The sequence below is a fragment of the Sphingomonas trueperi genome (assembly GCF_040545665.1).
GTDB classification, from domain to species: Bacteria; Pseudomonadota; Alphaproteobacteria; order Sphingomonadales; family Sphingomonadaceae; genus Sphingomonas; species Sphingomonas trueperi_B.
On record NZ_JBEPMH010000006.1, the window covers coordinates 305,512 to 327,092 of the forward strand.

Consider the following 21,581-nt stretch of genomic DNA (forward strand, 5'->3'; position numbering starts at 1 on the left):
ATTGTAGGAAGATTTTGCCGGGTTGGTCCGTCGTCTTCCTATAAGATTCCTGCGTCCCCTCGGTGCGGGCGCTTTCCAGGGACAGTGCCGTGACCGACTTCATCCTGCCGCATGCTTTGCCGTCCGCGTTCGACGGGCGGGCGAACGTCAAGCTGTTATCGCTCGACTGCTTCGACACCCTGCTCTGGCGCGACAGCCATGCGCCGATCGACATTTTCGGGGCGCTGCCGGGGATGACGGTACTGCAGCGGCAATGGGCGGAATCGCGGGCGCGCACCGCCGCGCTGGTCCAGCATCGCCACAAGGAAGTGACGATCGAGCAGATCTATCGCGAGATGTACCCGAATGCGCGCAAGGCGGAGATCACCGCCGCCGTCGCGCACGAGCTCGACGCCGAGGCACGGCATTGTTTCGCCTTCCAGCCGACCGTCGAGCTGATTCAAGAGGCCAAGCGCCGCGGCATCGGCGTGATCATCGTCTCCGACACCTATCTCGATCCGAAGCAGCTGCGCGAACTGATCGCGCGCGCTGCCGGCGCCGAGGTGGCGGGCATGATCGACCGCGTCTTCTGCTCGTCCACCTACCACAAATCCAAGTCCGAAGGCCTGTATGCGGACGTGCTCAAGGCACTGAAATGCGCGCCGGAAACGATCCTGCACATCGGCGACAACTTCAAGGCGGACGTCGACGGGGTGGCCAAGTTCGGCGTGCAGACGCTGCACCTCAAGCAGTTCGCGGAGACGACCGAGCAGCGGCTGCGCCTCGAGTCCTCGATCAGCGGCCTGCTGCATCCGCGCCTGCCGGAAACGATCGCCGCGCAGCAGCCGCACCGCGCCGCGCTCGCCCTGGGTGAACCGCGGATCGACGATGCGGCGGAAGCGCTGGGCTTCTCGGTGATGGGGCCGATCTTCCACGCCTATGAGCGCTGGCTCCAGCAGGAGGCGGCGGCGCTGCAGGCGGAACGCGGCGGCACCGTCCACTGGCTCTTCATGATGCGCGACGGCCTGCTGCCGATGCGGATCCACCAGGTCGCACAGCCGGACCAGCCAGGCCATGCCGTCGAGATCAGCCGCTTCACCGCGGTCGCCGCGTCGCTCACCGACGCGGAAGCGATCGAGCGCTATGTGCAGTTCGACATCGGCTCCACGCCGGAGAAGATCGCGCACCAGCTGCTGCTCCCGAAGCACGAGGCGACGCTTCTGCTGAACGGCCTGCCCAAGGACCGGTCGCGCCTCGTCACTTTCCTCGCCGAAACCCGCAAGCCGCAGCGGGTGAAGCAGATCATCAAGGCCGGCCGGGGCTTTGCCGACCGGCTGATCGCGCATGTTCGCGGCACGGTCGATCCGCAGCCGGGCGACACGCTGATGCTCGTCGATCTCGGCTATAACGGTTCGGTGCAGAATGCGGTGGATACGCTGCTGCGCGATCGCCTCGGCGTACACGTCGCCGGCCGCTACCTGCTGCTGCGCGAACAGTTCCTCACCGGCCTCGACAAGAAGGGCCTGATCGGCGAGGCCGATTATGACGGCCACACATTGGAGGCATTTGCCGCCAACGTCGCGGTGCTCGAGCAGATCTGCACCGCGGCGCAGGGCTCGACCGTCGATTTCGAAGCCGACGGCACCCCGATCCGCAAGGCCAACAGCATCAAGGGCCGCCAGAGCGCGACCCGCGAACGCATCCAGGAGGGCACGCTCCGCTTCGAGCGCGAGCAGGCCGCGGCCCGGCTGCGCGGCACCCCGCTCGACGAGATGCCATTGTGGCGCCACGCCGCGGCCGCGGTGCTCGGTCGCCTGATGTACATGCCGCTGAAGCACGAACTGGCGGTGCTCGCCGAGTTCGAGCACGACATCAACGAAGGCGTCGACGATACGGTGGCGCTGTTCGACCCGGAGATCGCACGGCGCGGGCTGCGACAGCGCGGGCTGTTCTACATGAAGGGCTCCGAGCGCATGTTCCTGCCGGCCGAGCTGAACGGCGAAGGCATGCCCGTCAAGCTTGCCCTGCTCACCCAGAAACGCTTCGGCATGCCATTCAAATATGCCGATTTCGTCGACAGCTCGGTCTCGCTGCCGCTGATCGTCGCCGACGGCGTCAACGCCTCGACCGGCAACGTCACCGCCACGCCGACGCATGACGGCTATTATCTGGCGGCGATTCCGATCGGCGACTGCCGCTTCTCGGTGGGCGTGCAATTCGGCCAGCTGTTCGACTGGGTGCAGGTGGAAAGCGCGGTGTTCATGCCGGTCGAGCGATTCCTTTCGGAACTCCAGCGACCGGGCCTCGACGAGATTCAGGCCAAGCCGTCTCTGGAGGGCATGCAGCAGGTCGCGCCGCATCTGTTCCACTGCGCCGACGAATTCTCGTTCATGATGGTGCCCCCCCCGCCCCGTGCGGACGACCGGCCGATGATGCTGGCGCTGGTGTTCCGGCCCATCGCACGCCGCGAAATCGCACCTGCGGAAACGGTTCGGCAACCATCGCCGGTGCATGCACCCGGCGTGCGGTGAACCCGCACCTAAGCATTATCCCCGAAGCGACCGGTACCCCCGGAAACCATCCTATAATTCTGGAAAGATCCAGGGAAAGATTTTGGGCTCATCATGCTGAACGCCGTTGGTTTCGTCATCATTCTCGTGTGCGTGTTCGGGAGCTTCATGATCTCGGGCGGCAAGTTCGAGATCATCATGCACGCGCTGCCGCACGAGCTGATGGCGATCGGCGGTGCCGCGATCGGCGCATTCATCGTCGGCAACTCGATGCCGACGGTGAAGAAGGCCGGCGCCGGCATCATGCGCGCCTTCAAGGGCGGTCGCTGGAAGGCGAGTGACTATACCGATCTTCTGACGCTGATGTTCACCCTGCTGACGCTGTTCAAGAAGAGCGGCGCGACGGGCATCGAACCGCACCTGGACAAGCCGGAGGAGAGCGATCTCTTCAAGCCCTATCCGCGGCTGCTGAAGGATCATCACCTGATCGAGTTTCTCTGCGACTATCTGCGGATGATGACCGTCAACTTCGAGGATCCGCACCAGCTGGAATCCGCGATGGAAGCGGACATCGAGAAGCATCACCACGAGGAAACCCATCCGCAGCACTCGCTGCAGCTGATGGCCGACGGCCTGCCCGCCATCGGCATCGTCGCGGCGGTGCTCGGCGTCATCAAGACCATGGGCTCGATCGACCAGCCGACCGAGATCCTGGGTGCGATGATCGGCGGCGCGCTCGTCGGTACCTTCCTCGGCGTGCTTCTGTCCTACTGCGTGGTCGCGCCGCTTGCCGGCAAGCTGCTCGAGACGATCGAAGCCGACTCCAAGCCCTTCACCATCGTGAAGACCGCCATCGTTGCCTATGCCCAGAACCAGCCGGTGCAGGTCGCGATCGAAATCGCCCGTCGCATGACGCCCTCCGCGTACGCGCCGACCTTCCAGCAACTCGAAACCGCTCTCGACGAGGCCAAAAATGGACTTTCCCCTGCCACCGCTTGAGGCCGGCGCGGACAACGCGCTAGCGCTCCCCGCGCACGGAACCACCGTGACGGCCGCGGATCTTCAAACCCGCCTCATCCAGGCGGTCGACGGCGATGGCCCGGTCGAGATCGATGCCTCGCAGGTCGAGAGCGTCGGCCAGGCGGTGCTGCAGCTGATCGTCGCTGCCAAGGCCGAAGCCGACAAGCTCGGCAAGGCCTTCACCATCCTCAACCCCAGCACTGCCTTCACCGATCGTGTGAACCGTTGCCAGCTCGCAGCGGCGGTCGGCATTGATACCGGAGAACTTCTGTGACCAAGCTGATCCTTACCGTCGATGACTCCGCGAGCATGCGCATGCTGCTCAAGACGTCGCTGACCGCGCAGGGCTTTCGCATCGAGAGCGCGAACGACGGGCAGCATGGCCTGGAGCGCATGCACGAGGTCAAGCCCGACCTGCTCATCACCGACATCAACATGCCGAAGATGGACGGGTTCGAGCTGATCGAGGCCGTGCGCCAGGTTCCCGAATTCAAGGGCGTGCCGATCCTGGTGCTCTCGACCGAATTCTCGGACGAGAAGAAGCAGCGCGCCCGCTCCGCCGGTGCCACCGGCTGGATCACCAAGCCCTTCGAGGCCACCAAGCTGGGAGCGGCGATCCGCCGCGTCTGCCCGTGAGCGACGAATTCGACGATATCCAGGCAATCTTCTTCGAAGAGTGCACTGAAGGCCTCACGACGGCTGAAGAAGGGCTGTCGGCGATGCAGTCGGGCGATCTGTCCGGCGAAACCATTGCCGGTGTGTTCCGCGCGATCCACTCGATCAAGGGTGGCGCCGGCGCCTTCGGCCATTCGGACCTGACCGCCTTCGCGCACAAGTTCGAGAACGTGCTCGACGAAGTGCGTGCCGGGAAGATCGTCCCCACGCCCGGCGTGATCCGGGTGATGCTGAGCTCGTTCGACGTGCTGTCGGACCATGTCGAGGCCGCCAAGGGCAATGCGTCCCGGCCGAACGACGGGGCCGCGCTGAGCGCGCTCGAACAGGTGCTCGCCAACAAGGGCGTGCCGGACGGCGACGCGCCGGCTGCGGCCGCGCCTGCCGCGGCAGCCCCCGCCCCCGCCGCCCCGGCGCCCGCGCCGGCGATGGAGGAAGAGGAAGACGAGTTCGGCTTCCGCCCGGTGGGCGTGTCGCTCAACGATCTGGACGGCCCGGATGACACCGGCGGCTGGACCGTGCGCTTCAAGCCGTCGCGCGCCGCGCTTGCCAATGCCGGCGAGCCGCTGCTGACGGTGCGCGAGCTGGAAGGCCTGGGCGCGCGTGTCGTGTCGGTCGACCTCAGCACGCTGCCGGCGCTGCGCGAGATCGATCCGGAAGACAGCTACGTCACCTGGGTGATGCACGCCCCGGCCGAGCTGCCGGAAAGCGACCTCTCCGACTGCTTCGATTTCGTCGCGCCGGATTCGGTGATCGAGATCAAGCGCGACAGCGAAGACGTGGTCCTGCCCGAGGGCGCAGGCGAGACCGAGATGGACGGCGACGAGATCCCGTTCGTGCCGGTTACCGCGACGGTCGACGACTTCATGGATCTGGGCCCTGCCCCGGCGGCTCCGGCCCCGGCGCCGGCGCCCGCTCCGGCACCTGCACCCGTGGCGGCGGCGCCTGAAGCCGCCCCTGCCCCTGCCGCGGCGGCGACCCCGCCGGCCGGCGGTGGCGGCACGCCCGGTGGCCCCGGCGGCGGCGGCGGCGGCGGTGCTGGTGGTGGCGGCGGTCCGGCCAAGCCGGTCAACGAAGCCGCGCAGACCATCCGCGTGGACCTCGTCAAGCTCGACCTGCTGCTCAACCTGGTCGGCGAGCTGGTGATCCGCAACTCGATCCTGGCCGACCGGCTGTCGCCGGCCGATCGCCAGCGCGTCGAACTGCCCGAACTGGCCCGCCTCACCCGGCAGATCCAAGACAACGTCATGTCGCTGCGCGCCCAGCCGATCCGGCAGGCCTTCAGCCGCGTGCCGCGCATGCTCCGCGATCTTTCGGTCGAGACCGGCAAGCAGATCAACCTCGAGACGATCGGTGAGACGACCGAAGTCGACAAGGGCGTGATCGAGAAGATCGGCGATCCGCTGACCCACATGATCCGCAACGCCGCGGACCATGGCCTGGAAAGCGCCGAGGAGCGGATCGCGGCGGGCAAGGATCCCGCCGGCACGATCAAGCTGTCGGCCGAGCAGAAGGGCGCCCGGATCTTCGTTCGCGTCGCGGACAACGGCCGCGGCATCAACCGCGAACGCGTCCGTGCCAAGGCCGTCGAAAAGGGCATCATCAGCGCCGATGCGGTGCTGACGAACGAGGAAATCGACCAGCTGATCTGCGCGCCCGGCTTCTCCACCGCGGAGAAGATCTCGAACATCTCGGGTCGCGGCGTCGGCATGGACGTGGTGCGCTCCAACGTGGAAGCCCTGGGCGGCCGCGTCGAGATCCACTCGGTGCCCGGCGAAGGCACGACCTTCACGATGATCCTGCCGCTCACGCTGGCCATTCTGGACGGCATGATCGTGCGGCTCGCCGGCCAGCGCTTCGTCCTGCCGCTGACGCACGTGCTGGAGACGATCCAGCCCGAGCCCGGCCAGGTGAAGCGTACGGCGCCCGACCACGAAGTGATCGACATGCGCGGCGAATATCTGCCGGTGAAGCGTGCGACCGAGATCTTCGGCCTGAACGACGACCGCGCCATCGAGGACTCGCTGGTGGTGATCGTCGAGAGCGAAAGCTCGGGCAAGGTCGGCCTCGTCGTCGACACCATCGATGACCGCCGCGAAGTGGTGATCAAGAGCCTGGATCAGAACCTGCATCCGATCCGCGGCCTGGGTGGCGCGACCATCCTCGGCGACGGCTCGATCGCCTTGATCCTCGACATCGAGGCGCTGGTTTCCTCGCCTACCCGTTTCACGCCCAAAGGACTGGCAGCATGAGCACCCCCGACACCGCCAATGATCGCAAGATCGTAACCTTCTCGCTGGCCAAGCAGATCTTCGGGATCGACATGAGCGCGCTCATCGAAATCCGCGAATGGGACGAGCCGACGCCGCTTCCCAACGTCCCCAGCTTCATCAAGGGCGTGACCAACCTGCGCGGCAACGTGATCCCGGTGGTCGGCCTGGCCGAGCGCCTGGGCTGGGAGCCGAGCCAGCTGCATGCGCGCTCGTGCATCCTGGTCGTCAACATCATGGGCAAGCAGGCGGGCTTCCTGGTCGACGAGGTCAACGACATCGTGGGCATCAACGTGGGCGAGATCCAGCCGGCACCGGCGGTCGAGACCGCGCTGGAGGAAAGCGTGATCGCAGGGCTGGTCCGCATCGCCACCCGCGCCAAGGACGGGACGCGTGACGAGAATGGCAGCATGGTCCTGCTGCTCGATCTCAACGCGCTGAGCCTGACCAAGCATCTGGATCTCGCAGCATGAGCCCCGCCGGGGGCGCCGCCGCGGCGTCCGCCGGCGCCGGTAACGCGATGGCACCAGGCCAGAACGCGGAGCTTACGCCGCGCGATTTCCAGGCCATCGCCGCGATCATGTACGACGATGCCCGCATTTCGCTGAGCGAGGCGAAGACCACCCTCGTGCAGTCGCGCCTCGCGCGCCGGCTGCGCAAGTTCGGCCTCAACCGCTTCTGCGACTATGTCGACCTGGTGCACAGCGACGCGGAGGAACGCCATGCGATGGTGGTGGCACTCACCACCAACCACACGCACTTCTTCCGCGAGCCGCACCATTTCGACCATTTCCGCGAGACCGTGATCCCCACGCTCCAGCGGAAACAGGGTCCGATCCGGATCTGGTCGGCGGGCTGCTCGTCGGGCGAGGAGGTCTACACGATCGCGATGTGCCTGCTGGGGCCCAGCCGCAGCACCGCCTCGTGGTTGCGTAATGCCGACGTCCGGCTGCTCGCTACCGATATCGCCCCGCACGTGGTCGAATCGGTGCAGCGCGGGGTCTATGCGGAGAATGTCGCGGCGGGTGTGCCGGAGCCGTATCGCTCGACCTGGATGAAGCCGACGCAAGGCGGCTTCGTGATGGCCGAGGAAGCGCGGCAGATGGTCACCGCGAAAGTATTGAACCTGTTCGAGCCCTGGCCCCTCAAGGCCGCCTATGATGTCATTTTTTGCCGTAACGTCATGATCTATTTCGGAGATCCCGCGAAGGAAGAGCTGGAGCATCGCTTTGTCGAGCAGCTCGCCCGCGGAAGCTTCCTGTATATCGGTCATTCGGAACGGCTGATCGGCCCGGCCGCGAGCAAGATGCGCTCGTGCGGGCACACCATTTACCAGAAGCCGGAGTAATGGGCATGAAACCAGTCCGCACGCTCATCGTCGACGACAGCGCATCGATGCGCGCGACGCTGAAGCGCATGCTCTCGGCCGACCCCGAGATCGAAGTGGTCGGCATGGCGCCGGAGCCGTTCGCGGCTCGCGACATGATCAAGGCGCTCAACCCCGACGTGCTGACGCTGGACGTCGAAATGCCGGGGATGGACGGCCTGTCGTTCCTCGAGCGCATCATGCGCCTCCGGCCGATGCCGGTGGTGATGTGCTCCACCCTCACCGCCCGCGGTGCGGAAGTGACGATCGAGGCGTTGCGCCTCGGCGCGGTCGATTATGTCACCAAGCCGAGCGGCTCGCCCGACGACATCGAGCGCGATGCCGGGCTGCTGTGCGAGAAGGTGAAGAGCGCGGCGCGCTCGGTCGCCCGCGCCGGGCCGCAGCGCCTGCCCGCGCAGCCGAGCGTCGCCTCGGCTGGCGGCGGCGGTGCCGCGGCGCAGCTGATCGCGATCGGCTCGTCGACGGGCGGCGTGGAAGCGCTGTTCTCGCTGCTGCCGGCGCTGCCGGAAGATTCGCCGCCGATCCTGATCGTGCAGCACATGCCGGCGACCTTCACGCGCAGCTTCGCGCAGCGCCTGAACGCCGAGTGCCGGGTCAACGTAGTGGAAGCTACGGATGGTGCCCAGGTGACCCCGGGAACCGTCTATATTGCTCCTGGAGGCGAACGACACATGGAACTCCAGGGCGGTGCCAATGGACGGATCAAGCTGAGCCCGGGCAATCCGGTGACCGGCCATCGTCCTTCGGTGGACGTGCTGTTCCGTTCGGTCTCCAAACTGGGTGCCGGTGCCGTCGGCGTCATCCTCACGGGGATGGGCAGCGACGGCGCACAGGGCCTGCTGGAAATGCGTCGGGCCGGTGCCCGCACGCTTGGCCAGACCAAGGAAACCTGCGTGGTTTGGGGCATGCCCCGCGCCGCCAAGGAAGCGGGTGCAGTGGAGAAGGAGGTCGGCCTGTCGGCGATGCCGGAGGCCATCCTGAAAGCTTGTCGAGAAACGGTTAAGGTTGGGAGCGCATAACAATGCCCGCTGCATCACAAATCAAGGTGATGGTCGTTGATGATCAGACCAGTATGCGGGCGATGATCCGTCGTGCGCTGCAGGACCTGGGGTTCAAGGACGTTCGCGACAAGGCCAGTGCGCCGGAAGCGCTTTCGTCGATCAAGAGCGACCGCGTCCACCTGGTCATTTCCGACTACAACATGCCCGAGATGGACGGGCTGCAGTTCCTGGAGGCGGTTCGCGCCGACCCGGTGATCGGCAAGACCGTGTTCATCATGCTCACCGGCTCGTCCGACCGCGAGGTCGTCCAGAAGGCGGCGGCGCTGGGTGTGAACAACTATGTCGTCAAGCCTTTCGCGCCGGCGGCGCTGAAGGAAAAGATCGAACGCGTCTTCGGCGAGCTGACCTGATATGCGCAGAGTTTCCATCGTACAGGGCGAGAACGCGGTGATCGCGGAGCCCCATGTCATGATTTCGACCCTGCTCGGGAGCTGCGTTGCCGCATGCCTCTACGACCCGGTCGCCAAGGTCGGAGGGATGAACCACTTCCTGCTCGGCGAGCCGGGCGCGGACCACAAGGTCTCGAATTCGGACATGGCACGCTACGGCGTGCATGCGATGGAACTGCTGATCAACAGCATGATGGCCAAGGGCGCGCTGCGCCCGCGGCTGCAGGCCCACCTGTACGGTGGCGCCAACATCATCTCCGGCCTGGGAGGCATCGGCGCGTCGAACGCGGCCTTTGCCCGCCGGTTCATGGAGACCGAAGGTATCGCGATCGCGCATTGCGATCTCGGCGGCACGCTCGCCCGCAAGGTCGAGTTCCTGCCGCACGAGGGCAAGAGCCGCTGCACCAAGGTGGCGGAGCGTGTCCAGGAACGTCCGGTCGCCCCCCTGCCCATTGCCGCCCCCGACGGAGAATTGGAGCTTTTCTGATGTCGTGCCTGCCCATGTCGGAACCGTCAAACCCGCAAGCCCTGCCCGGCTACGACCCATTCGCGGGCGTGCTGCACAGCGTGATGGCCGGCGAGATCCGCGAAATCAGCAAGAAGCTGGAAGGCCTGGCCGAAGTGCTCGTCTGCGACGAGCATTTCGCCGCCAATTATCTCGAGCAGCTCCAGGCGTTCGACTATCTGATCCAGCACGCCGACGAGTGCGTGAACCTGCTGGAGCGGATCGCGGGCGGCGAGGATTCGCTCTCGGCGATCAGCCATGTCCGTCTCGGCGCGGTCCAGGATCGCCTGCGCAACGCGCTGAAGGGTCAGTAACATGGCCCGCGGGGGGGACGTTCGGCCGATCATCGTCAAGAAGGTCAAGAAGGTCGCGGGCGGCCATCACGGCGGCGCGTGGAAAGTGGCCTATGCCGACTTCGTGACGGCGATGATGGCGTTCTTCATGCTGCTGTGGCTGCTCGCCAATCCGGACAAGGACCGGCTGAAGGGCCTCGCCAAATATTTCTCGCCGACCGTCGCCGACAGCGGCCCCTCCACGCCGGTGGTCAACTCCGCCCCCGGCGCGGGCGGCCCGACCCGCCGTTCCGAGGCCGATCCCAGCGCCGCCAAGGGCCAGCCGACCTTCGAGGTGACCACCGCCGGCTCCGCGCGCGGCGGCACCGCCGACGTGCCCGCGACGATGCGCGTCATGGCCTCCGAACTGATGGTGGCGCTGGAAGCGACGCCGCAGTCGCAAGGCAAGAAGAATGTCGACGTCCAGCAGGACCGGGAGGGCCTGCGCATCACGCTGATGGACACCGACCAGCAGCCGATGTTCAAGTCGAACACGGCCGAGCTCAATCCCTATGCGCGGATGCTGCTCACCAAGCTGGCGAAGAAGATCGCCACGGTCGGCGCGCAGATCGCGATCGAGGGCCATACCGATGGCGCCGGCGGCCAGAGCGACGCCAACTGGGCACTTTCCGGCGAACGCGCCCTCGCCGCCCGCTCGGCGCTCGTCGCCGGCGGCGTGACGGCAGATCGCTTCGCCGAGGTGGTGGCGATGGGCGCCACCCAGCCGGTCTATCCGGACCAGCCGAACCGCGCCGAGAACCGCCGGATCAGCATCGTGCTCAAGGGCCAGACCTCGGCGCTGCCGAGCGACTCCAGCTTCAAGTTCTGAAGGGCCGCCCGTGAAGAAACTGCTGTTCCTCATCGTCGCGCTGCTTGCCGGCCTCGCTGCCGGCGGCGGCACCGCCTATGCGATGGTGAAGATGCTCGGCATCGGCGCCGCCAAGCAGGAAGCCAAGGCCGAAGAGAAGGAAGAGCCCGGCAAGTTCGTGCCCACCGGCAAGGTGCTGGTGCCGCTCGTATTCCCGGACGGGCATCTGGCCGGCTATGCCTCGATGGAAGTGCAGCTGGAAGTTGACGAGGCGAAGGCCGAGTTCGTCACCCAGCGCATGCCGCTGCTGCTGCACGCCATCAACATGCGCACCTATCGCACCCCCATGGCGGCGGGCCCCGACGGCATGTTGCCGAACCTGGAAGGTTTCCGGAAGCTCGTCGATACCTCGGCGACCGAAGCCTTCGGCCCGAAGGTCGTGCGCAAGATCGCGGTGACCAACGCCAACCCTGCCTGATCGTCATATGCGACATTCGTACGACTACCGATCCGAAGCTGAACGTCCGTTCATCCTATAATATGCGTAGGGGCCGCGATGTTGCGGCCCAGCGGGGAGAAGGACGCCGTGGGCGCAGCCGAACATCAGTTTGACCACAACAGCAGCGATCCCGGCCCCTGGGCCGATCGTGCCCCGCGCACGGTGACGACGCTGATGGTGGGCAAGCTGATCTGCGCTGGCGCCGGCGAACAGCTTTGCCGCGTCCGCAACATCTCCGCCACCGGCATGATGCTGGAAAGCCCCTTCCCCTTGCGCGAAGCCGACCGCATCGTCGTGGAACTCCGCGGCGGCCCGGTGCTGGAAGGCGAGATCAAATGGGTCAGCGCGGGGCGCGCCGGCGTGCAGTTCCACCAGGCGATCGATGTGGAAGAGGTGCTGGCCAGCGCCAAGGGCAGCTCGCCCGCCGCACGCCTGCGCCGCGCCGTTCCCCGCGCACCGCGCTTCGCGATCGCCAGCAATGCCCGGCTCGTCTGCAACGGCGTGTCGCACAGCGTGGCGATGGAGAATATCTCGCAGAGCGGCGCCCGGGTACGCCTGTCGAACCAGCCCGATCTCGATCGGGTGATGACGCTGGTGGTTCCCGGCCTGAACCCGCGCAGCTGCACCGTGCGCTGGGCCGAAGACGACTCCGCCGGCGTCGCCTTCATCGAGATGATCCCCTATGCCGAGCTCTCGGCCTGGCTGAACGAGGTACAGCCGCCGCGCTGAGCGGCGACCGCGCCCCCTGCCCTCACGCCAGGGCGATCGAGGCCCGCCGGCGCCGCAGCGCTGCCCCGATACCGGCGACGCCGACGATCAGCAGCACCCAGGTCTCGCCCTCCGGCACCGCGCTGATCCCCAGCTGCTGCACCAGCGTATCGGCGATGGCGCGGTGGACCTGGGTGGTCGGGTGGATCGCGTCGAAATAGAGCGAGTTGCTGCAATTGGCCGTCTGTGCCGGCCCGCCGCCGAGGATCTGGCACGGCGTCGTCGTGTTCAGCGTGCTCGGCAGGCCGAAGGACGACGGCGAAGCAAGCAGGTCATGCTCCACCGCGAACAGGTCGAAGAAATCGGCCGTGACGTCGGGCAAGCTGTCGAGCCCCTGCGCCGTGCTCCGCAATGCCATGCTGATCTGCTGCGAGCGCGCGGTCAGTTCGTCCAGACGTCCGGGCACCCCGCCCACCGCGGCGACCGACGCCGGCAGCAGGCCGATGTCCGGCGAACCGACGATCGCGAAATGGCGCGCGCCGAGGCCGTAGAGGGCGGAGACCGCATCGGTGAAGTCGGTCAGCGCCGAGGCGAAGTTGACCGGACCGCCGGTCAGGATCGTATCGCGGACGTCGTTGCCGCCAAAGGTGAGCAGCACCAGCGCATTGCTGTCGATCGGCGTGCCGACCTGGTTCCAGTACAGGCCGACCTGGGTCAGGAAGCTGGGGCTGATCTCGCCGGGCACCTTCTCGGCAGTGGCGCCGCCGAAGGCGATGTTGCGGCCGCCCGCATAGAGCGCCGTCGCGGGATGGCCGGTGATCGCCAGGCTGAGATAGTCGGCGAAGTTGAATCCGTTGGAAAAGCGCCCGCCGACATAGCCGTCCTCGGGGCTCGCCACCGCCCCGCTCGTCGCGAGATAGGCATTGCCGGAATCGACCAGACTGTCGCCGAAGACATAGAGTCCCGAATAAGTCGGCCCCGCATGCGCCGCCACGGGCGCCAGACACAGGGAGACAAACGCAAAAATTCGCGTGAAAGCCTTCATGACGTATCCCCTCTTGTTAACCACCCCTTACCCCGCAAGCGCGGTTTATCCAAGGTGTTCATTTGGAGAACAGGCAGGATTTCAGTCAGATAAAGAGACTATACTGCACCGCAACAAATAAAGTTGACGAGCAGGAAGGATGCTCGCGGCTGCGAAACTCAGACCTCAATGTCGAGCTTTGCAAGTTCGACGCGCACCCGCACGTCGATGTCGCGCATCAGCGCCGCCAGTTCGGGCTCGGCCGGCGTCGGCACCGTCTCGGACCACTGCACGATCTCGCGCAGCCGCGCGACGTTCGGCGTCCCCGCGACCAGCTCCTTGTGCAGCCGATCAAGCGCGTCGATGCCGCGCTCGACGTCGCGCGCCTGCTTGCGGCGGCGCTCTGCGATCGGATTGTTGGCGGCGATCGCCACCAGCATCTGCACGCTGGTGGCCGGCACCGTGCCCGGCACCGGCTGCGGATGCGGCGCCGCGGCGACCTGTTCTTCCAAGCGGCTCGCCAGGCTGGGCACAGACTTGGGCAACGCCGCCAGCAGGTTGCGCGCCATCATCGGTGAGAGGCTGTCGATACGCACGAAATCAGGTCCTCGCGAGCCGTCTTGGCTCTCCTCTTCCTATAAGACGAGTAGCGTTAATTTTCCACTTGGCCCGAGAGGTTTATGTATCGTCTCTCCGCATCGTTCCTGGCGCTCGCGCTGGCCTGTTTCGGCGCGCCCCAGGCGATGGCCCAGACCCGGATCAAGGACATTGTCGACGTCGAGAATGTCCGCGAAAACCAGCTGGTTGGCTATGGCCTCGTGGTCGGCCTCGCCGGCACCGGCGATCGTATCCGCAACGCCCCCTTCACCGAGGAATCGATGCAGTCGATGCTCGAGCGGATGGGCGTTAACATTCGCGGCACGCAGATGCGCACGCAGAATGTCGCCGCCGTCTCGATCACCGCGACGATGCCGCCCTTCTCGCGCTCCGGCTCGCGGATCGACGTCCAGGTCTCGGCGCTCGGCGACGCGACCAGCCTGCAGGGCGGCACATTGATCGCCTCGTCGCTGCGCGCCCTCGACGGCGAGATCTATGCCGTGGCCCAGGGCCCGGTGGCGGTTTCCGGCTTCAAGGCGCAGGGTGCCGCCGCCAATGTCAGCCGCGGCGTGACCACGTCGGCGCGGATCGCCGGCGGGGCGATCGTCGAACGCGAGGTGCCCTATCAGCTCCGCTCGGCCAACAGTCTGAAGCTGGCACTCAAGAACCCCGATTTCTCGACCGCCGACCGCATCGCCCGCGCGATCAACGGCCGCTATCCCGGCGCCGCGCAGATGCTCGACCCGGCGACGGTGGAGCTGCGCCCGACCGGCCAGTTCGCCGGATCGGTGATCGATCTCGTCACCCAGGTCGGCGACCTCGAAGTGAAGGTCGACCAGCCGGCCAAGGTAGTGATCAACGAAGCCTCGGGCACGGTGGTGATGAACAGCGACGTGCGGATCACGCCGGTGGCGATCGCGCAGGGCGGCCTGACCATCTCGGTCACCGAGGCCCCGCAGGTCTCGCAGCCCGGCCCCTTCTCGCAGGGGCAGACCACCGTGGTGCCGCGCACCCAGGTGCAGGTGAACGACGGCAACGGCGCCAGCCTCGCCGTGATCAACGGCTCGTCGCTCAAGGCGCTGGTGAGCGGGCTCAATACGCTCGGCGTCTCGCCGCGCGACCTGATCACCATCCTCCAGGCGATCAAGACGGCCGGCGCGCTCCAGGCCGAAATCGAGGTGCAGTGATGAACGACACGACACCGCTGCCCCAGGCGGCGCTTGCCGGGGCGACCACCCCGGCCAAGCCGATGCCCAAAGTGGACGCGAAGAACGCCAAGACCGCGGAGGACTTCGAAAGCGTGTTCCTCGGCCAGATGACCCAGCTCATGATGCAAAGTGTTCAACAAGACGAACAGTTTAGCGGTGGCAACGGCGAAGAGATCTTCCGCGGCATGCTTGCCGAGAAGCTCGGCGTCGCCATGGCGCGCCGCGGCGGAATCGGCCTCGCGCCTGCCGTCCTCGACCAGATCCTCAAGCTTCAGCAAGGACAGAAATGATCACGCAGCTCGTCGATGCGATGCTTTCCCTCACCGCTCTGATGGAAGAGGAAAGCGAACGTTTGGCCCGTACGCCCTATATCCGGGAGCTCGGCGAAATCGCCGATGCCAAGTTGCGGCTCGCCGGCCGGATCGAAGCGGAAGTCGCCCGACTGAAGCGCGAGAACCCGGAAGACTGGCTGGAGACTCTGGAGCCGGAAGCTCGCGAGAAATTGTCTGAAGCAAGCCGCGCACTACGCGACGCTTCGGTCGTCAACTCGCGGATACTTTCTCGCCAGATCGAATTGTCTTCGGAAATGATGGCGGCCATTGCCTCGGAGGCGCAACGCCTTACCGGCAGTCGTAGCACGACCTACAGCGCTTGCGGCGGGCTGTACGGCATGGATGCACCTGCACCTATCTCCGTAAATGCACGTTTGTGAAGGTATTTTTGAGTCGCGTGGTTCGTCCTTCCCTTCGCTGCAACGCGGAATATTTCTGACGCGTTGCAGCCGGGAAAAACACCGAAACGCCTCAGCATAAAGACGTAAGTGATGGAAAATACACGGTTTATAAATCGTGTACTTTCCCTTAACTATAATCTGGCAAAATCTGCGCGTTCGTCTATAAATAAAAGGACAGCGCGTACGGGAAGAAGAGTGTTTTCTGCCTGAACACATCGGGCAGCTCCCTGCGGCTGTGTAAGCGTTAGGGAGGTGTGGATGAACAAGCTCAAGACTCTGATGATCGCGGCTGCGACGGCGGCTAGCGCACTCACCATGGCCGGCACCGCGCAGGCGACGACGGTCGTTTGCGTCGATTCCGCTGCAGCGGTTTGCAGCTTCGACGGCTTCGGCGGCGGCTGGAACAACGTCAAGGTCGCCAAGAAGACGACCGCGACCCAGTCCTTCGCGCTCTCGCTGAACGCACCGGGTGTTCTGCACGTCAGCATCTCGTCCTTTTATCTGGACCTGGTGAGCCTGTCGTTCGGCGGCGTGACGCTGACCGGCCTCACCAAGGGCGACGTCTATTCGTTCGCGGTGACTCCGTCGAACACGCCGCAGCTGCTGACGGTCGTGATGAAGAACACCAAGACCAAGGACTATGGCTACAGCTCGCAGATCGACTTCGCACCGGTTCCCGAGCCGGCCGCGTGGGGCCTGATGATCGCGGGCTTCGGCATGGCGGGTGGCGCGATCCGTCGCCGCCGCACCGAGCGCGTCGCGATCGCCTGATCGCACGCTTCGCCGTGAAAACGGAAAGGGCCGCGAGCAACCGCTCGCGGCCCTTTTTCTTGCCCGTCAGGCGGGGCGTTCGGCGTCAGCCGCCGCCCTTGCCCAGCGCGGTCTTCAGCAGCACCATCTGCTTGCGATAGATGTTGGTCATCGCGCTGAAGTCGGCCTGCACCTTGCCCATCTTGAGCAGCTGGTCTTCCAGCGTGACGTTGTTGCCGTCCGGCTTGGTCTCGGTCACGTCCTTGTCGAACACGATGCCGCTGCCCATCGGCTGCACCGCCCCCAGATTCTTCATCGTGCCGGTCAGCTCGACGCGGGGCTTGGCGATGCTGATCCCGCCTGCGCCCTGCAGCAGGTCGCCGAAATTGGGCTCGGACACGTCGCGCGACTTGTAGCCGGGCGTTTCGCTGTTCGCGAGGTTCTGCGCGATCACCTGCTGGCGCTGCGACAGATTCTGCATCCGCATCTGGATGGCGGAAAAGATGGTCGGCATCTCGGACATGGTTCAGAATCCCAAAAGGCTGGTGGCGGTGCTCGGGCCAGACTGCAACCGCGAGAGCGCCGCCTGATAGTTCTTCAGCTGAGCCTGCTCGATCGCGGTCGAACCGCCCTTCTTGCCGCCACTCGACTTGGTACCGTCGACGAACTGCGCCTTGCTGTCATCCCAATATAGAGACCGGTAGGCAGTCTGGGTCATCGAGATCGCATCTTTGATCTTGCCGAGCGCGGCCTTGGCATTGTCCACCGAGCCGAGGCTCAACGCTTCCGAGAGTTCGAGCCCGTAGGCGCCGCCCGGCTTGACCTTTGGCGCGGTGCCCAGCGTCGCAGCCGCGTTGGCGATGCGCTGCGGCTCGATCCCCAGCTTCGAGAGCGCGTCCGCGTCCGCGCTGCCGGCGAGCAGTTCCATCTCGTGGCCCTGCTTCATCGTGATCCGCAGATACTGTACGCCGTCCACCGTCGTGGCGGTCACCGTCCCCTTGGACGCGCCGATCATGCCCTGCATGCGGTCCGCGATGGTCTTCAGCGTGTCGCCCTTCTCGATCGTCACGCGACGGACGGCGAGATTATCGGCCTTGATCGAGAAAAAGTCTCCCTCGCGCAGCGTCGTCTGGGTCGTGACCTTGTCCGACACCGTGGGGTTGAGCACGCCGCGGGCGAAACCCAATGCCGAAAGCGCCGTGCTGCCGCCGACATCCGCCGATACCCGCACCGGCTCGGTCCGCGTCAGCGACTGGCCGAACTGGGTCGTGGTGCCGACGGATCCGGTGGTGGCGTCGATCTGGGTCACGAAACCGTCGACCGGGCCCCGCCGCGTGGCGCCGAGGTCGCCGGTGGTGCGGCCACCCGCATAGATCTTTCCGCCCATGAAGGCGACGCTGTCGATCTGGTCGTCCTCGCCCGTACCGACATAGGTAGTGGTCGCGCTGGAGAGCGACGAATCGATCCGCGTGACGAAGCCGTCGCGACCGCCGCTAATAGCGTTCGTCTGGGTGCCGGCGATCGCAGTGGCGGTGGCGCCGCCCACTGCGATGCTGCCATCCGCGCCTACGGCCAGCGCGCGCGCGTCGGCGGTACCGAGGCTGATGCTGCCCAGCGTGGTCGACAGCGAATCCGACTGCAGCTTCATCACGCTCGCCGCGCCGTTGCTGGACACGAGCGCGAGAAGATTGCCGTCCTTGTCCGTCGCCAGGCTGGTGATCGTATCGCTGCCACCACTATTGATCTTGCGACGTTCGGCGATTTTGCCGTTGGCGTCGATCCGCACCACCATCGCATCGCCGCCATCCTCGTTGGCGGCGCGACCAGCAACAAAGACCGATCCGTCGGCGCCGACGGTAACGGCGCGGGCAGTGTCGGTTCCGCTGGAGACGACGAGCGTGGAAAACTGTTCGTCGCCATTGGCTGCGTATTTCGCCACCGCCATGTCGCCATCGGCGGTAACGCCGTTGAAGCTGCCGGTGACCGTGCCGGCAACGACCACGCTGCCATCCTGACCGAGCGATACCGAGGCACCCGTCGCGGTACCGGAAGCACCGAGGTTGCGCTGCCAGACGACCTTGCCGGAACTGTCCATCTTGGTGAGGAACAGGTTGTCGTCGCCGGTGGACAGGTTGGCGCCCAGATCGCCCTTCGTCGTGCCAACGACATAGGTGAAGCCCTGCGCGTCGGTAACGCTCGCGGCCGCCGTGGTGCTCGCATAGACCTCGCTGATCTTGGTCGTCTCGAGCTTGAGCTTGCCGTCGGCGTCTTCGACCGCCTTGGTGACGTTCGTGGTCTTGCCCGCCGCCACGTTCTGTTCAGTGCCCTGACGATCCAGCGCCTCGATCGTCCCCAGGTTCACCTTGACGTTGTCGCCGGTCGGATCGTTGAGGCGGAACACCTGGGTGGCGGTGGGCGAGTCCAGCGGCGTTTGGCCGGTGGTGACGACCAGCGAATCCTTGGCGCCAACCTGATCGAGGCTGACCTGCTCGATGCCGTCCGGGGTTGCGAGGTTGAGCCGCCACATCCCGTCCTCAAGCTCGGGCTCGAAGCGGGCGTTCCACTTGCTGACCGGCTCGCCCTTGCTGTCGGTCACCACGGTGCCGTCGCTGTTCACCATCTTGACCGAGCTGATCTGCGCATTGAGCGCCTCGGCGACCGAGTTGATCGTCGGCGGCTGGGGCCCGGTCGACAGATCGACGGTGAAGCTCTGCGACTGGGTGCCGCGCTTGATGTTGACGACGAACTTTTCGTTGCCGGTAAGGCCTGGCAACGGATCCGACGCCTTCTTCACCAAGGGCTTGCCGTTGGTCTCATACAGGGTCGTCGCAGCCAGTTCGCTGGTCTTGACGGTCGTGCTGGCCTTGCCGAAAGCGAGGTTGACCTTATCGGATGGCGACGAGACCAGGTAGTTTTGCAGGTCGGCCAGCCCCTTGGCGAAAGCTTTCTGATATTGCGCGCGCTGCGCATCCGATGTGGTCTTGTCGGCGGCAGCCTCGGCGAGCACGCGCAGCTTGTCCAGCGCCTTGAACGCGGTGAAGGTGGTCTTCACGTCGTCGGGCAGGAGATTGCCGCTGCTATCGCCGGTCGCCGGCTGGACCAGCGAGCGAGAGGCGAGGATCGAGGTGAGCTGGGACGAGGTGGCGTTGCCATCCTTGTCCTTCCAGGGCGGGGCGGTGACGGCGGTGGTAAACTGCGCCTTGGCGATCTTCACCGCCTTGCTCTCAAAGGTCTGGGCAGAGCTGGCGGCGGCGGCGGCGAACGCGTCCTGCCCGGTGAGCAAACTCAGCCCGATAAGATTTGCGGATAAATTAACCATGATCCGATCCGTCCCTTCCCCATTTGAATCTATAATAGAGGAGAGCGCGTCCTTGCGGGTGCGCGCGGACCATTTTCTGCAGGGATGAGCATGGCTTCTGTCGCCACGGTGGGTGAACCGCCCGAACTGAAGAAATTCTCGGGGCCGCAACGCGCGGCTGCGCTGATGCTCGCGCTCGGCAAGGAACATGGCGCGCCGATCTGGGACCAGCTGTCCACCGACGAGATCAAGGAACTTTCCTCGACGATCGCCAGCCTGGGGCGCATCCCCAGCGCCGTCGTCGAATATCTGCTCGTCCAGTTCACCGGCGAAGTGGCGAGCATGGCCTCGCTCCACGGCAGCTACGAGACGACCGAACGCCTGCTCGGCGGCATCCTGCCGGACGAGAAGGTCAAGGAGATCATGGAGGATATCCGTGGTCCCTCGGGCCGGACGATGTGGGACAAGCTGTCCAACGTCTCCGAAACCGTGCTGGCCGGCGCGCTCAAGCAGGAATATCCGCAGACCGTCGCCGTCATCCTCTCCAAGCTGCGCCCGGACCATGCCGCACGCGTGCTGGCCGAGCTGCCGCGCGAGTTCGCGGTCGACGTGATCATGCGCATGCTGCGGATGGATACGGTGCAGAAGGAAGTCATCAACCAGGTCGAGCAGACGCTCAAGACCGAGTTCATGACCAACCTCTCGCGCTCGCAGAAGCGCGATCCGCACGAGAGCATGGCCGAGCTGTTCAACTCGCTCGACCGCTCGACCGAGGAAGCGATGCTCACCGCGCTCGACGCCAAGGCGCCGGAAAGCGCCGAGCGCATCCGCGCGCTGATGTTCACCTTCGAGGATCTCGCCAACCTGCTGCCGCCGGCGATCGCCTCGATCGTCCGCAATGCCGACAAGCGCGAGATGGCGCTGGCGCTGAAGGGTGCCCCGGAACAGCTGAAGACGATGTTCTTCAATGCGATGACCGAACGCGCCGCGAAGCTGATGCGCGAGGACATGGCGGGCATGGGCCCGGTACGTGCCCGCGATTGCGAAGAAGCGCAGTCGAGCCTCGTTCGCCTGGCCAAGGACCTTGCCGATCGCGGCGAGATCCTGCTGGTCGATCCCAAGTCCGACGACGCGATGATTATCTGAGGAGCATGGCAGCATGAGCATCCATGTCGAACGTTTCGCCTTCGACCGCGTCTTCTCGGCGCCGATCCCGGACAAGAAACTGGTCAACGAGGACGCGCTGATCGAGCTGGCCGCGCTGCGTGCCGAACTCGCGCTGCTCAAGGCCGATCAGCAGGCGGTGATCGATCAGGCGCGGGCCGAAGGCTTCGAGGCAGGCCTCGCCCAGGCGCGGGCCGAACGCGAAGTGGCGCTGCTCAGCGCGGTCGACGCGCTGCACGCCGGCATCGAGGTGATCGACGCGCAGTTCACCGAAATCACCGAGCGCGTGACCAGCGAGGCGACCGAAGTCGCCCTCGCCGCCGCCGACCATATCGCCGCGCGCGCGATCGAACGCGCCCCCGGCGATGCGATCGACGCGGCGATCGGCCGCGTGCTCGGCCAGGTGGCGCGCGGCACCGAACTGCAGGTGCGCGTCCACCCCGATCTGGTCGACGACATCGAAGCCAAGATCGCCGATCGCCAGTCCAAGGACCGCCGCAAGCTGAGCCTCATCGTCGCGCCCGACGCGACGCTGGCGATGGGCGATGCGCTGATCAACTGGGACGAAGGCGGGCTCGCGCTCAACGCGCAAGCGCGCCGCGAGGCGATCACCGCCGAGCTGGAAAGCCTGCTGCTCCACTGAGCGCGCGCCAACGGAACGGCAAAT

24 protein-coding genes are annotated in these 21,581 nt (G+C 65.8%); 20 read left to right on the forward strand and 4 right to left on the reverse strand.

Annotation, left to right across the window (positions count from 1 at the left end; translation table 11 throughout):
* Positions 1 to 89: 89 nt before the first annotated feature.
* The 14 genes from ABIC65_RS19005 to ABIC65_RS19070 all read left to right on the forward strand — a co-directional run bounded on the left by ABIC65_RS19005 (position 90) and on the right by ABIC65_RS19070 (position 12,161).
* Positions 90 to 2,510: an HAD family hydrolase gene (locus ABIC65_RS19005; protein ID WP_354310801.1), complete on the forward strand. Its 2,421-nt coding sequence runs from the start codon at positions 90 to 92 to the stop codon at positions 2,508 to 2,510.
* A 93-nt stretch (positions 2,511 to 2,603) separates the two neighbouring features.
* On the forward strand, positions 2,604 to 3,488 hold the full coding sequence (gene motA / locus ABIC65_RS19010) for a flagellar motor stator protein MotA (protein WP_354310802.1): 885 nt from the start codon (positions 2,604 to 2,606) through the stop codon (positions 3,486 to 3,488).
* Entirely contained in the window at positions 3,463 to 3,783 is a 321-nt protein-coding gene (locus ABIC65_RS19015; RefSeq protein WP_093297746.1) for an STAS domain-containing protein, read from the forward strand. The genes motA and ABIC65_RS19015 overlap by 26 nt, the downstream gene beginning before the upstream one ends.
* Entirely contained in the window at positions 3,780 to 4,145 is a 366-nt protein-coding gene (locus ABIC65_RS19020) for a response regulator (RefSeq protein WP_121078538.1), read from the forward strand. The genes ABIC65_RS19015 and ABIC65_RS19020 overlap by 4 nt, the downstream gene beginning before the upstream one ends.
* Positions 4,142 to 6,433, forward strand: a complete 2,292-nt coding sequence (locus ABIC65_RS19025) for a chemotaxis protein CheA (protein ID WP_354310804.1) — start codon at positions 4,142 to 4,144, stop codon at positions 6,431 to 6,433. The genes ABIC65_RS19020 and ABIC65_RS19025 overlap by 4 nt, the downstream gene beginning before the upstream one ends.
* Positions 6,430 to 6,924 carry a chemotaxis protein CheW gene (locus tag ABIC65_RS19030; protein ID WP_093297749.1) on the forward strand — a complete coding sequence of 165 codons (495 nt, stop codon included), beginning with the start codon at positions 6,430 to 6,432 and terminating at the stop codon, positions 6,922 to 6,924. The genes ABIC65_RS19025 and ABIC65_RS19030 overlap by 4 nt, the downstream gene beginning before the upstream one ends.
* Entirely contained in the window at positions 6,921 to 7,799 is an 879-nt protein-coding gene (locus ABIC65_RS19035; RefSeq protein WP_354310806.1) for a CheR family methyltransferase, read from the forward strand. Before ABIC65_RS19030 ends, ABIC65_RS19035 begins: the two co-directional genes overlap by 4 nt.
* A 5-nt stretch (positions 7,800 to 7,804) precedes the next feature.
* Positions 7,805 to 8,857: a protein-glutamate methylesterase/protein-glutamine glutaminase gene (locus tag ABIC65_RS19040; RefSeq protein WP_354310808.1), complete on the forward strand. Its 1,053-nt coding sequence runs from the start codon at positions 7,805 to 7,807 to the stop codon at positions 8,855 to 8,857.
* A gap of 2 nt (positions 8,858 to 8,859) precedes the next feature.
* Complete coding sequence (locus ABIC65_RS19045) at positions 8,860 to 9,249, forward strand: response regulator (protein WP_175488075.1); 390 nt, start codon at positions 8,860 to 8,862, stop codon at positions 9,247 to 9,249.
* Position 9,250: 1 nt separating this feature from the next.
* The gene (locus ABIC65_RS19050) at positions 9,251 to 9,775 is read left to right on the forward strand and encodes a chemotaxis protein CheD (protein ID WP_354310810.1); all 525 of its coding nucleotides are present in this window, start codon (positions 9,251 to 9,253) and stop codon (positions 9,773 to 9,775) included.
* A 14-nt stretch (positions 9,776 to 9,789) separates the two neighbouring features.
* Positions 9,790 to 10,107 carry a hypothetical protein gene (locus ABIC65_RS19055; protein WP_436286748.1) on the forward strand — a complete coding sequence of 106 codons (318 nt, stop codon included), beginning with the start codon at positions 9,790 to 9,792 and terminating at the stop codon, positions 10,105 to 10,107.
* A gap of 1 nt (position 10,108) precedes the next feature.
* Positions 10,109 to 10,954 carry a flagellar motor protein MotB gene (locus ABIC65_RS19060; protein WP_354310811.1) on the forward strand — a complete coding sequence of 282 codons (846 nt, stop codon included), beginning with the start codon at positions 10,109 to 10,111 and terminating at the stop codon, positions 10,952 to 10,954.
* A 10-nt stretch (positions 10,955 to 10,964) separates the two neighbouring features.
* The gene (locus ABIC65_RS19065; protein ID WP_354310812.1) at positions 10,965 to 11,411 is read left to right on the forward strand and encodes a hypothetical protein; all 447 of its coding nucleotides are present in this window, start codon (positions 10,965 to 10,967) and stop codon (positions 11,409 to 11,411) included.
* A 78-nt stretch (positions 11,412 to 11,489) separates the two neighbouring features.
* Positions 11,490 to 12,161 (forward strand): PilZ domain-containing protein, encoded by a 672-nt coding sequence (locus tag ABIC65_RS19070; protein WP_354310814.1) that lies wholly within the window; start codon positions 11,490 to 11,492, stop codon positions 12,159 to 12,161.
* Between the two features lie 22 nt (positions 12,162 to 12,183).
* Here the strand turns inward: ABIC65_RS19070 and ABIC65_RS19075 are convergent, their stop codons facing one another.
* The gene (locus ABIC65_RS19075) at positions 12,184 to 13,134 is read right to left on the reverse strand and encodes an SGNH/GDSL hydrolase family protein (RefSeq protein ID WP_354310815.1); all 951 of its coding nucleotides are present in this window, start codon (positions 13,132 to 13,134) and stop codon (positions 12,184 to 12,186) included.
* A 209-nt stretch (positions 13,135 to 13,343) separates the two neighbouring features.
* Positions 13,344 to 13,760, reverse strand: coding sequence for a flagellar assembly protein FliX (locus ABIC65_RS19080; protein ID WP_354310816.1), 417 nt, complete (start codon positions 13,758 to 13,760; stop codon positions 13,344 to 13,346).
* 84 nt (positions 13,761 to 13,844) lie between these two features.
* On the opposite strand from ABIC65_RS19080, the gene ABIC65_RS19085 reads away from it, so the two are divergent.
* The 4 genes from ABIC65_RS19085 to ABIC65_RS19100 all read left to right on the forward strand — a co-directional run bounded on the left by ABIC65_RS19085 (position 13,845) and on the right by ABIC65_RS19100 (position 16,473).
* The gene (locus ABIC65_RS19085; RefSeq protein WP_354310817.1) at positions 13,845 to 14,948 is read left to right on the forward strand and encodes a flagellar basal body P-ring protein FlgI; all 1,104 of its coding nucleotides are present in this window, start codon (positions 13,845 to 13,847) and stop codon (positions 14,946 to 14,948) included.
* Complete coding sequence (locus ABIC65_RS19090; RefSeq protein WP_354310819.1) at positions 14,948 to 15,259, forward strand: rod-binding protein; 312 nt, start codon at positions 14,948 to 14,950, stop codon at positions 15,257 to 15,259. Before ABIC65_RS19085 ends, ABIC65_RS19090 begins: the two co-directional genes overlap by 1 nt.
* Positions 15,256 to 15,681, forward strand: coding sequence for a flagellar protein FlgN (locus tag ABIC65_RS19095; RefSeq protein ID WP_354310820.1), 426 nt, complete (start codon positions 15,256 to 15,258; stop codon positions 15,679 to 15,681). Before ABIC65_RS19090 ends, ABIC65_RS19095 begins: the two co-directional genes overlap by 4 nt.
* Before the next feature lie 279 nt (positions 15,682 to 15,960).
* The gene (locus ABIC65_RS19100) at positions 15,961 to 16,473 is read left to right on the forward strand and encodes a PEPxxWA-CTERM sorting domain-containing protein (RefSeq protein WP_354310822.1); all 513 of its coding nucleotides are present in this window, start codon (positions 15,961 to 15,963) and stop codon (positions 16,471 to 16,473) included.
* 85 nt (positions 16,474 to 16,558) lie between these two features.
* Here ABIC65_RS19100 and ABIC65_RS19105 read toward each other — a convergent pair whose 3' ends face one another.
* Together ABIC65_RS19105 and ABIC65_RS19110 are read right to left on the reverse strand one after the other, a co-directional pair.
* Positions 16,559 to 16,975, reverse strand: coding sequence for a flagellar basal body protein (locus ABIC65_RS19105; protein ID WP_354310824.1), 417 nt, complete (start codon positions 16,973 to 16,975; stop codon positions 16,559 to 16,561).
* A gap of 3 nt (positions 16,976 to 16,978) precedes the next feature.
* Entirely contained in the window at positions 16,979 to 19,771 is a 2,793-nt protein-coding gene (locus ABIC65_RS19110; RefSeq protein WP_354310826.1) for a hypothetical protein, read from the reverse strand.
* Positions 19,772 to 19,861: 90 nt separating this feature from the next.
* Between ABIC65_RS19110 and ABIC65_RS19115 the strand changes: the two genes are divergently transcribed.
* Positions 19,862 to 20,896: a flagellar motor switch protein FliG gene (locus tag ABIC65_RS19115; RefSeq protein WP_354310885.1), complete on the forward strand. Its 1,035-nt coding sequence runs from the start codon at positions 19,862 to 19,864 to the stop codon at positions 20,894 to 20,896.
* Positions 20,897 to 20,909: 13 nt separating this feature from the next.
* A complete protein-coding gene (locus ABIC65_RS19120; protein WP_354310828.1) occupies positions 20,910 to 21,557 on the forward strand; it encodes a FliH/SctL family protein in 648 nt (215 codons plus the stop codon).
* Positions 21,558 to 21,581 lie beyond the last annotated feature (24 nt).

What these genes read in the sequence shown, in the direction of transcription:
- motA (WP_354310802.1), top strand. Translation starts at nt 2,604, where the DNA reads ATGCTGAACGCCGTTGGTTTCGTCATCATTCTCGTGTGCGTGTTCGGG.
- ABIC65_RS19015 (WP_093297746.1), top strand. Translation starts at nt 3,463, where the DNA reads ATGGACTTTCCCCTGCCACCGCTTGAGGCCGGCGCGGACAACGCGCTA.
- ABIC65_RS19030 (WP_093297749.1), top strand. Translation starts at nt 6,430, where the DNA reads ATGAGCACCCCCGACACCGCCAATGATCGCAAGATCGTAACCTTCTCG.
- ABIC65_RS19035 (WP_354310806.1), top strand. Translation starts at nt 6,921, where the DNA reads ATGAGCCCCGCCGGGGGCGCCGCCGCGGCGTCCGCCGGCGCCGGTAAC.
- ABIC65_RS19040 (WP_354310808.1), top strand. Translation starts at nt 7,805, where the DNA reads ATGAAACCAGTCCGCACGCTCATCGTCGACGACAGCGCATCGATGCGC.
- ABIC65_RS19045 (WP_175488075.1), top strand. Translation starts at nt 8,860, where the DNA reads ATGCCCGCTGCATCACAAATCAAGGTGATGGTCGTTGATGATCAGACC.
- ABIC65_RS19050 (WP_354310810.1), top strand. Translation starts at nt 9,251, where the DNA reads ATGCGCAGAGTTTCCATCGTACAGGGCGAGAACGCGGTGATCGCGGAG.
- ABIC65_RS19055 (WP_436286748.1), top strand. Translation starts at nt 9,790, where the DNA reads ATGTCGGAACCGTCAAACCCGCAAGCCCTGCCCGGCTACGACCCATTC.
- ABIC65_RS19060 (WP_354310811.1), top strand. Translation starts at nt 10,109, where the DNA reads ATGGCCCGCGGGGGGGACGTTCGGCCGATCATCGTCAAGAAGGTCAAG.
- ABIC65_RS19070 (WP_354310814.1), top strand. Translation starts at nt 11,490, where the DNA reads ATGTTGCGGCCCAGCGGGGAGAAGGACGCCGTGGGCGCAGCCGAACAT.
- ABIC65_RS19085 (WP_354310817.1), top strand. Translation starts at nt 13,845, where the DNA reads ATGTATCGTCTCTCCGCATCGTTCCTGGCGCTCGCGCTGGCCTGTTTC.
- ABIC65_RS19090 (WP_354310819.1), top strand. Translation starts at nt 14,948, where the DNA reads ATGAACGACACGACACCGCTGCCCCAGGCGGCGCTTGCCGGGGCGACC.
- ABIC65_RS19095 (WP_354310820.1), top strand. Translation starts at nt 15,256, where the DNA reads ATGATCACGCAGCTCGTCGATGCGATGCTTTCCCTCACCGCTCTGATG.
- ABIC65_RS19100 (WP_354310822.1), top strand. Translation starts at nt 15,961, where the DNA reads ATGAACAAGCTCAAGACTCTGATGATCGCGGCTGCGACGGCGGCTAGC.
- ABIC65_RS19105 (WP_354310824.1), bottom strand. Translation starts at nt 16,975, where the DNA reads ATGTCCGAGATGCCGACCATCTTTTCCGCCATCCAGATGCGGATGCAG.
- ABIC65_RS19110 (WP_354310826.1), bottom strand. Translation starts at nt 19,771, where the DNA reads ATGGTTAATTTATCCGCAAATCTTATCGGGCTGAGTTTGCTCACCGGG.
- ABIC65_RS19115 (WP_354310885.1), top strand. Translation starts at nt 19,862, where the DNA reads ATGGCTTCTGTCGCCACGGTGGGTGAACCGCCCGAACTGAAGAAATTC.
- ABIC65_RS19120 (WP_354310828.1), top strand. Translation starts at nt 20,910, where the DNA reads ATGAGCATCCATGTCGAACGTTTCGCCTTCGACCGCGTCTTCTCGGCG.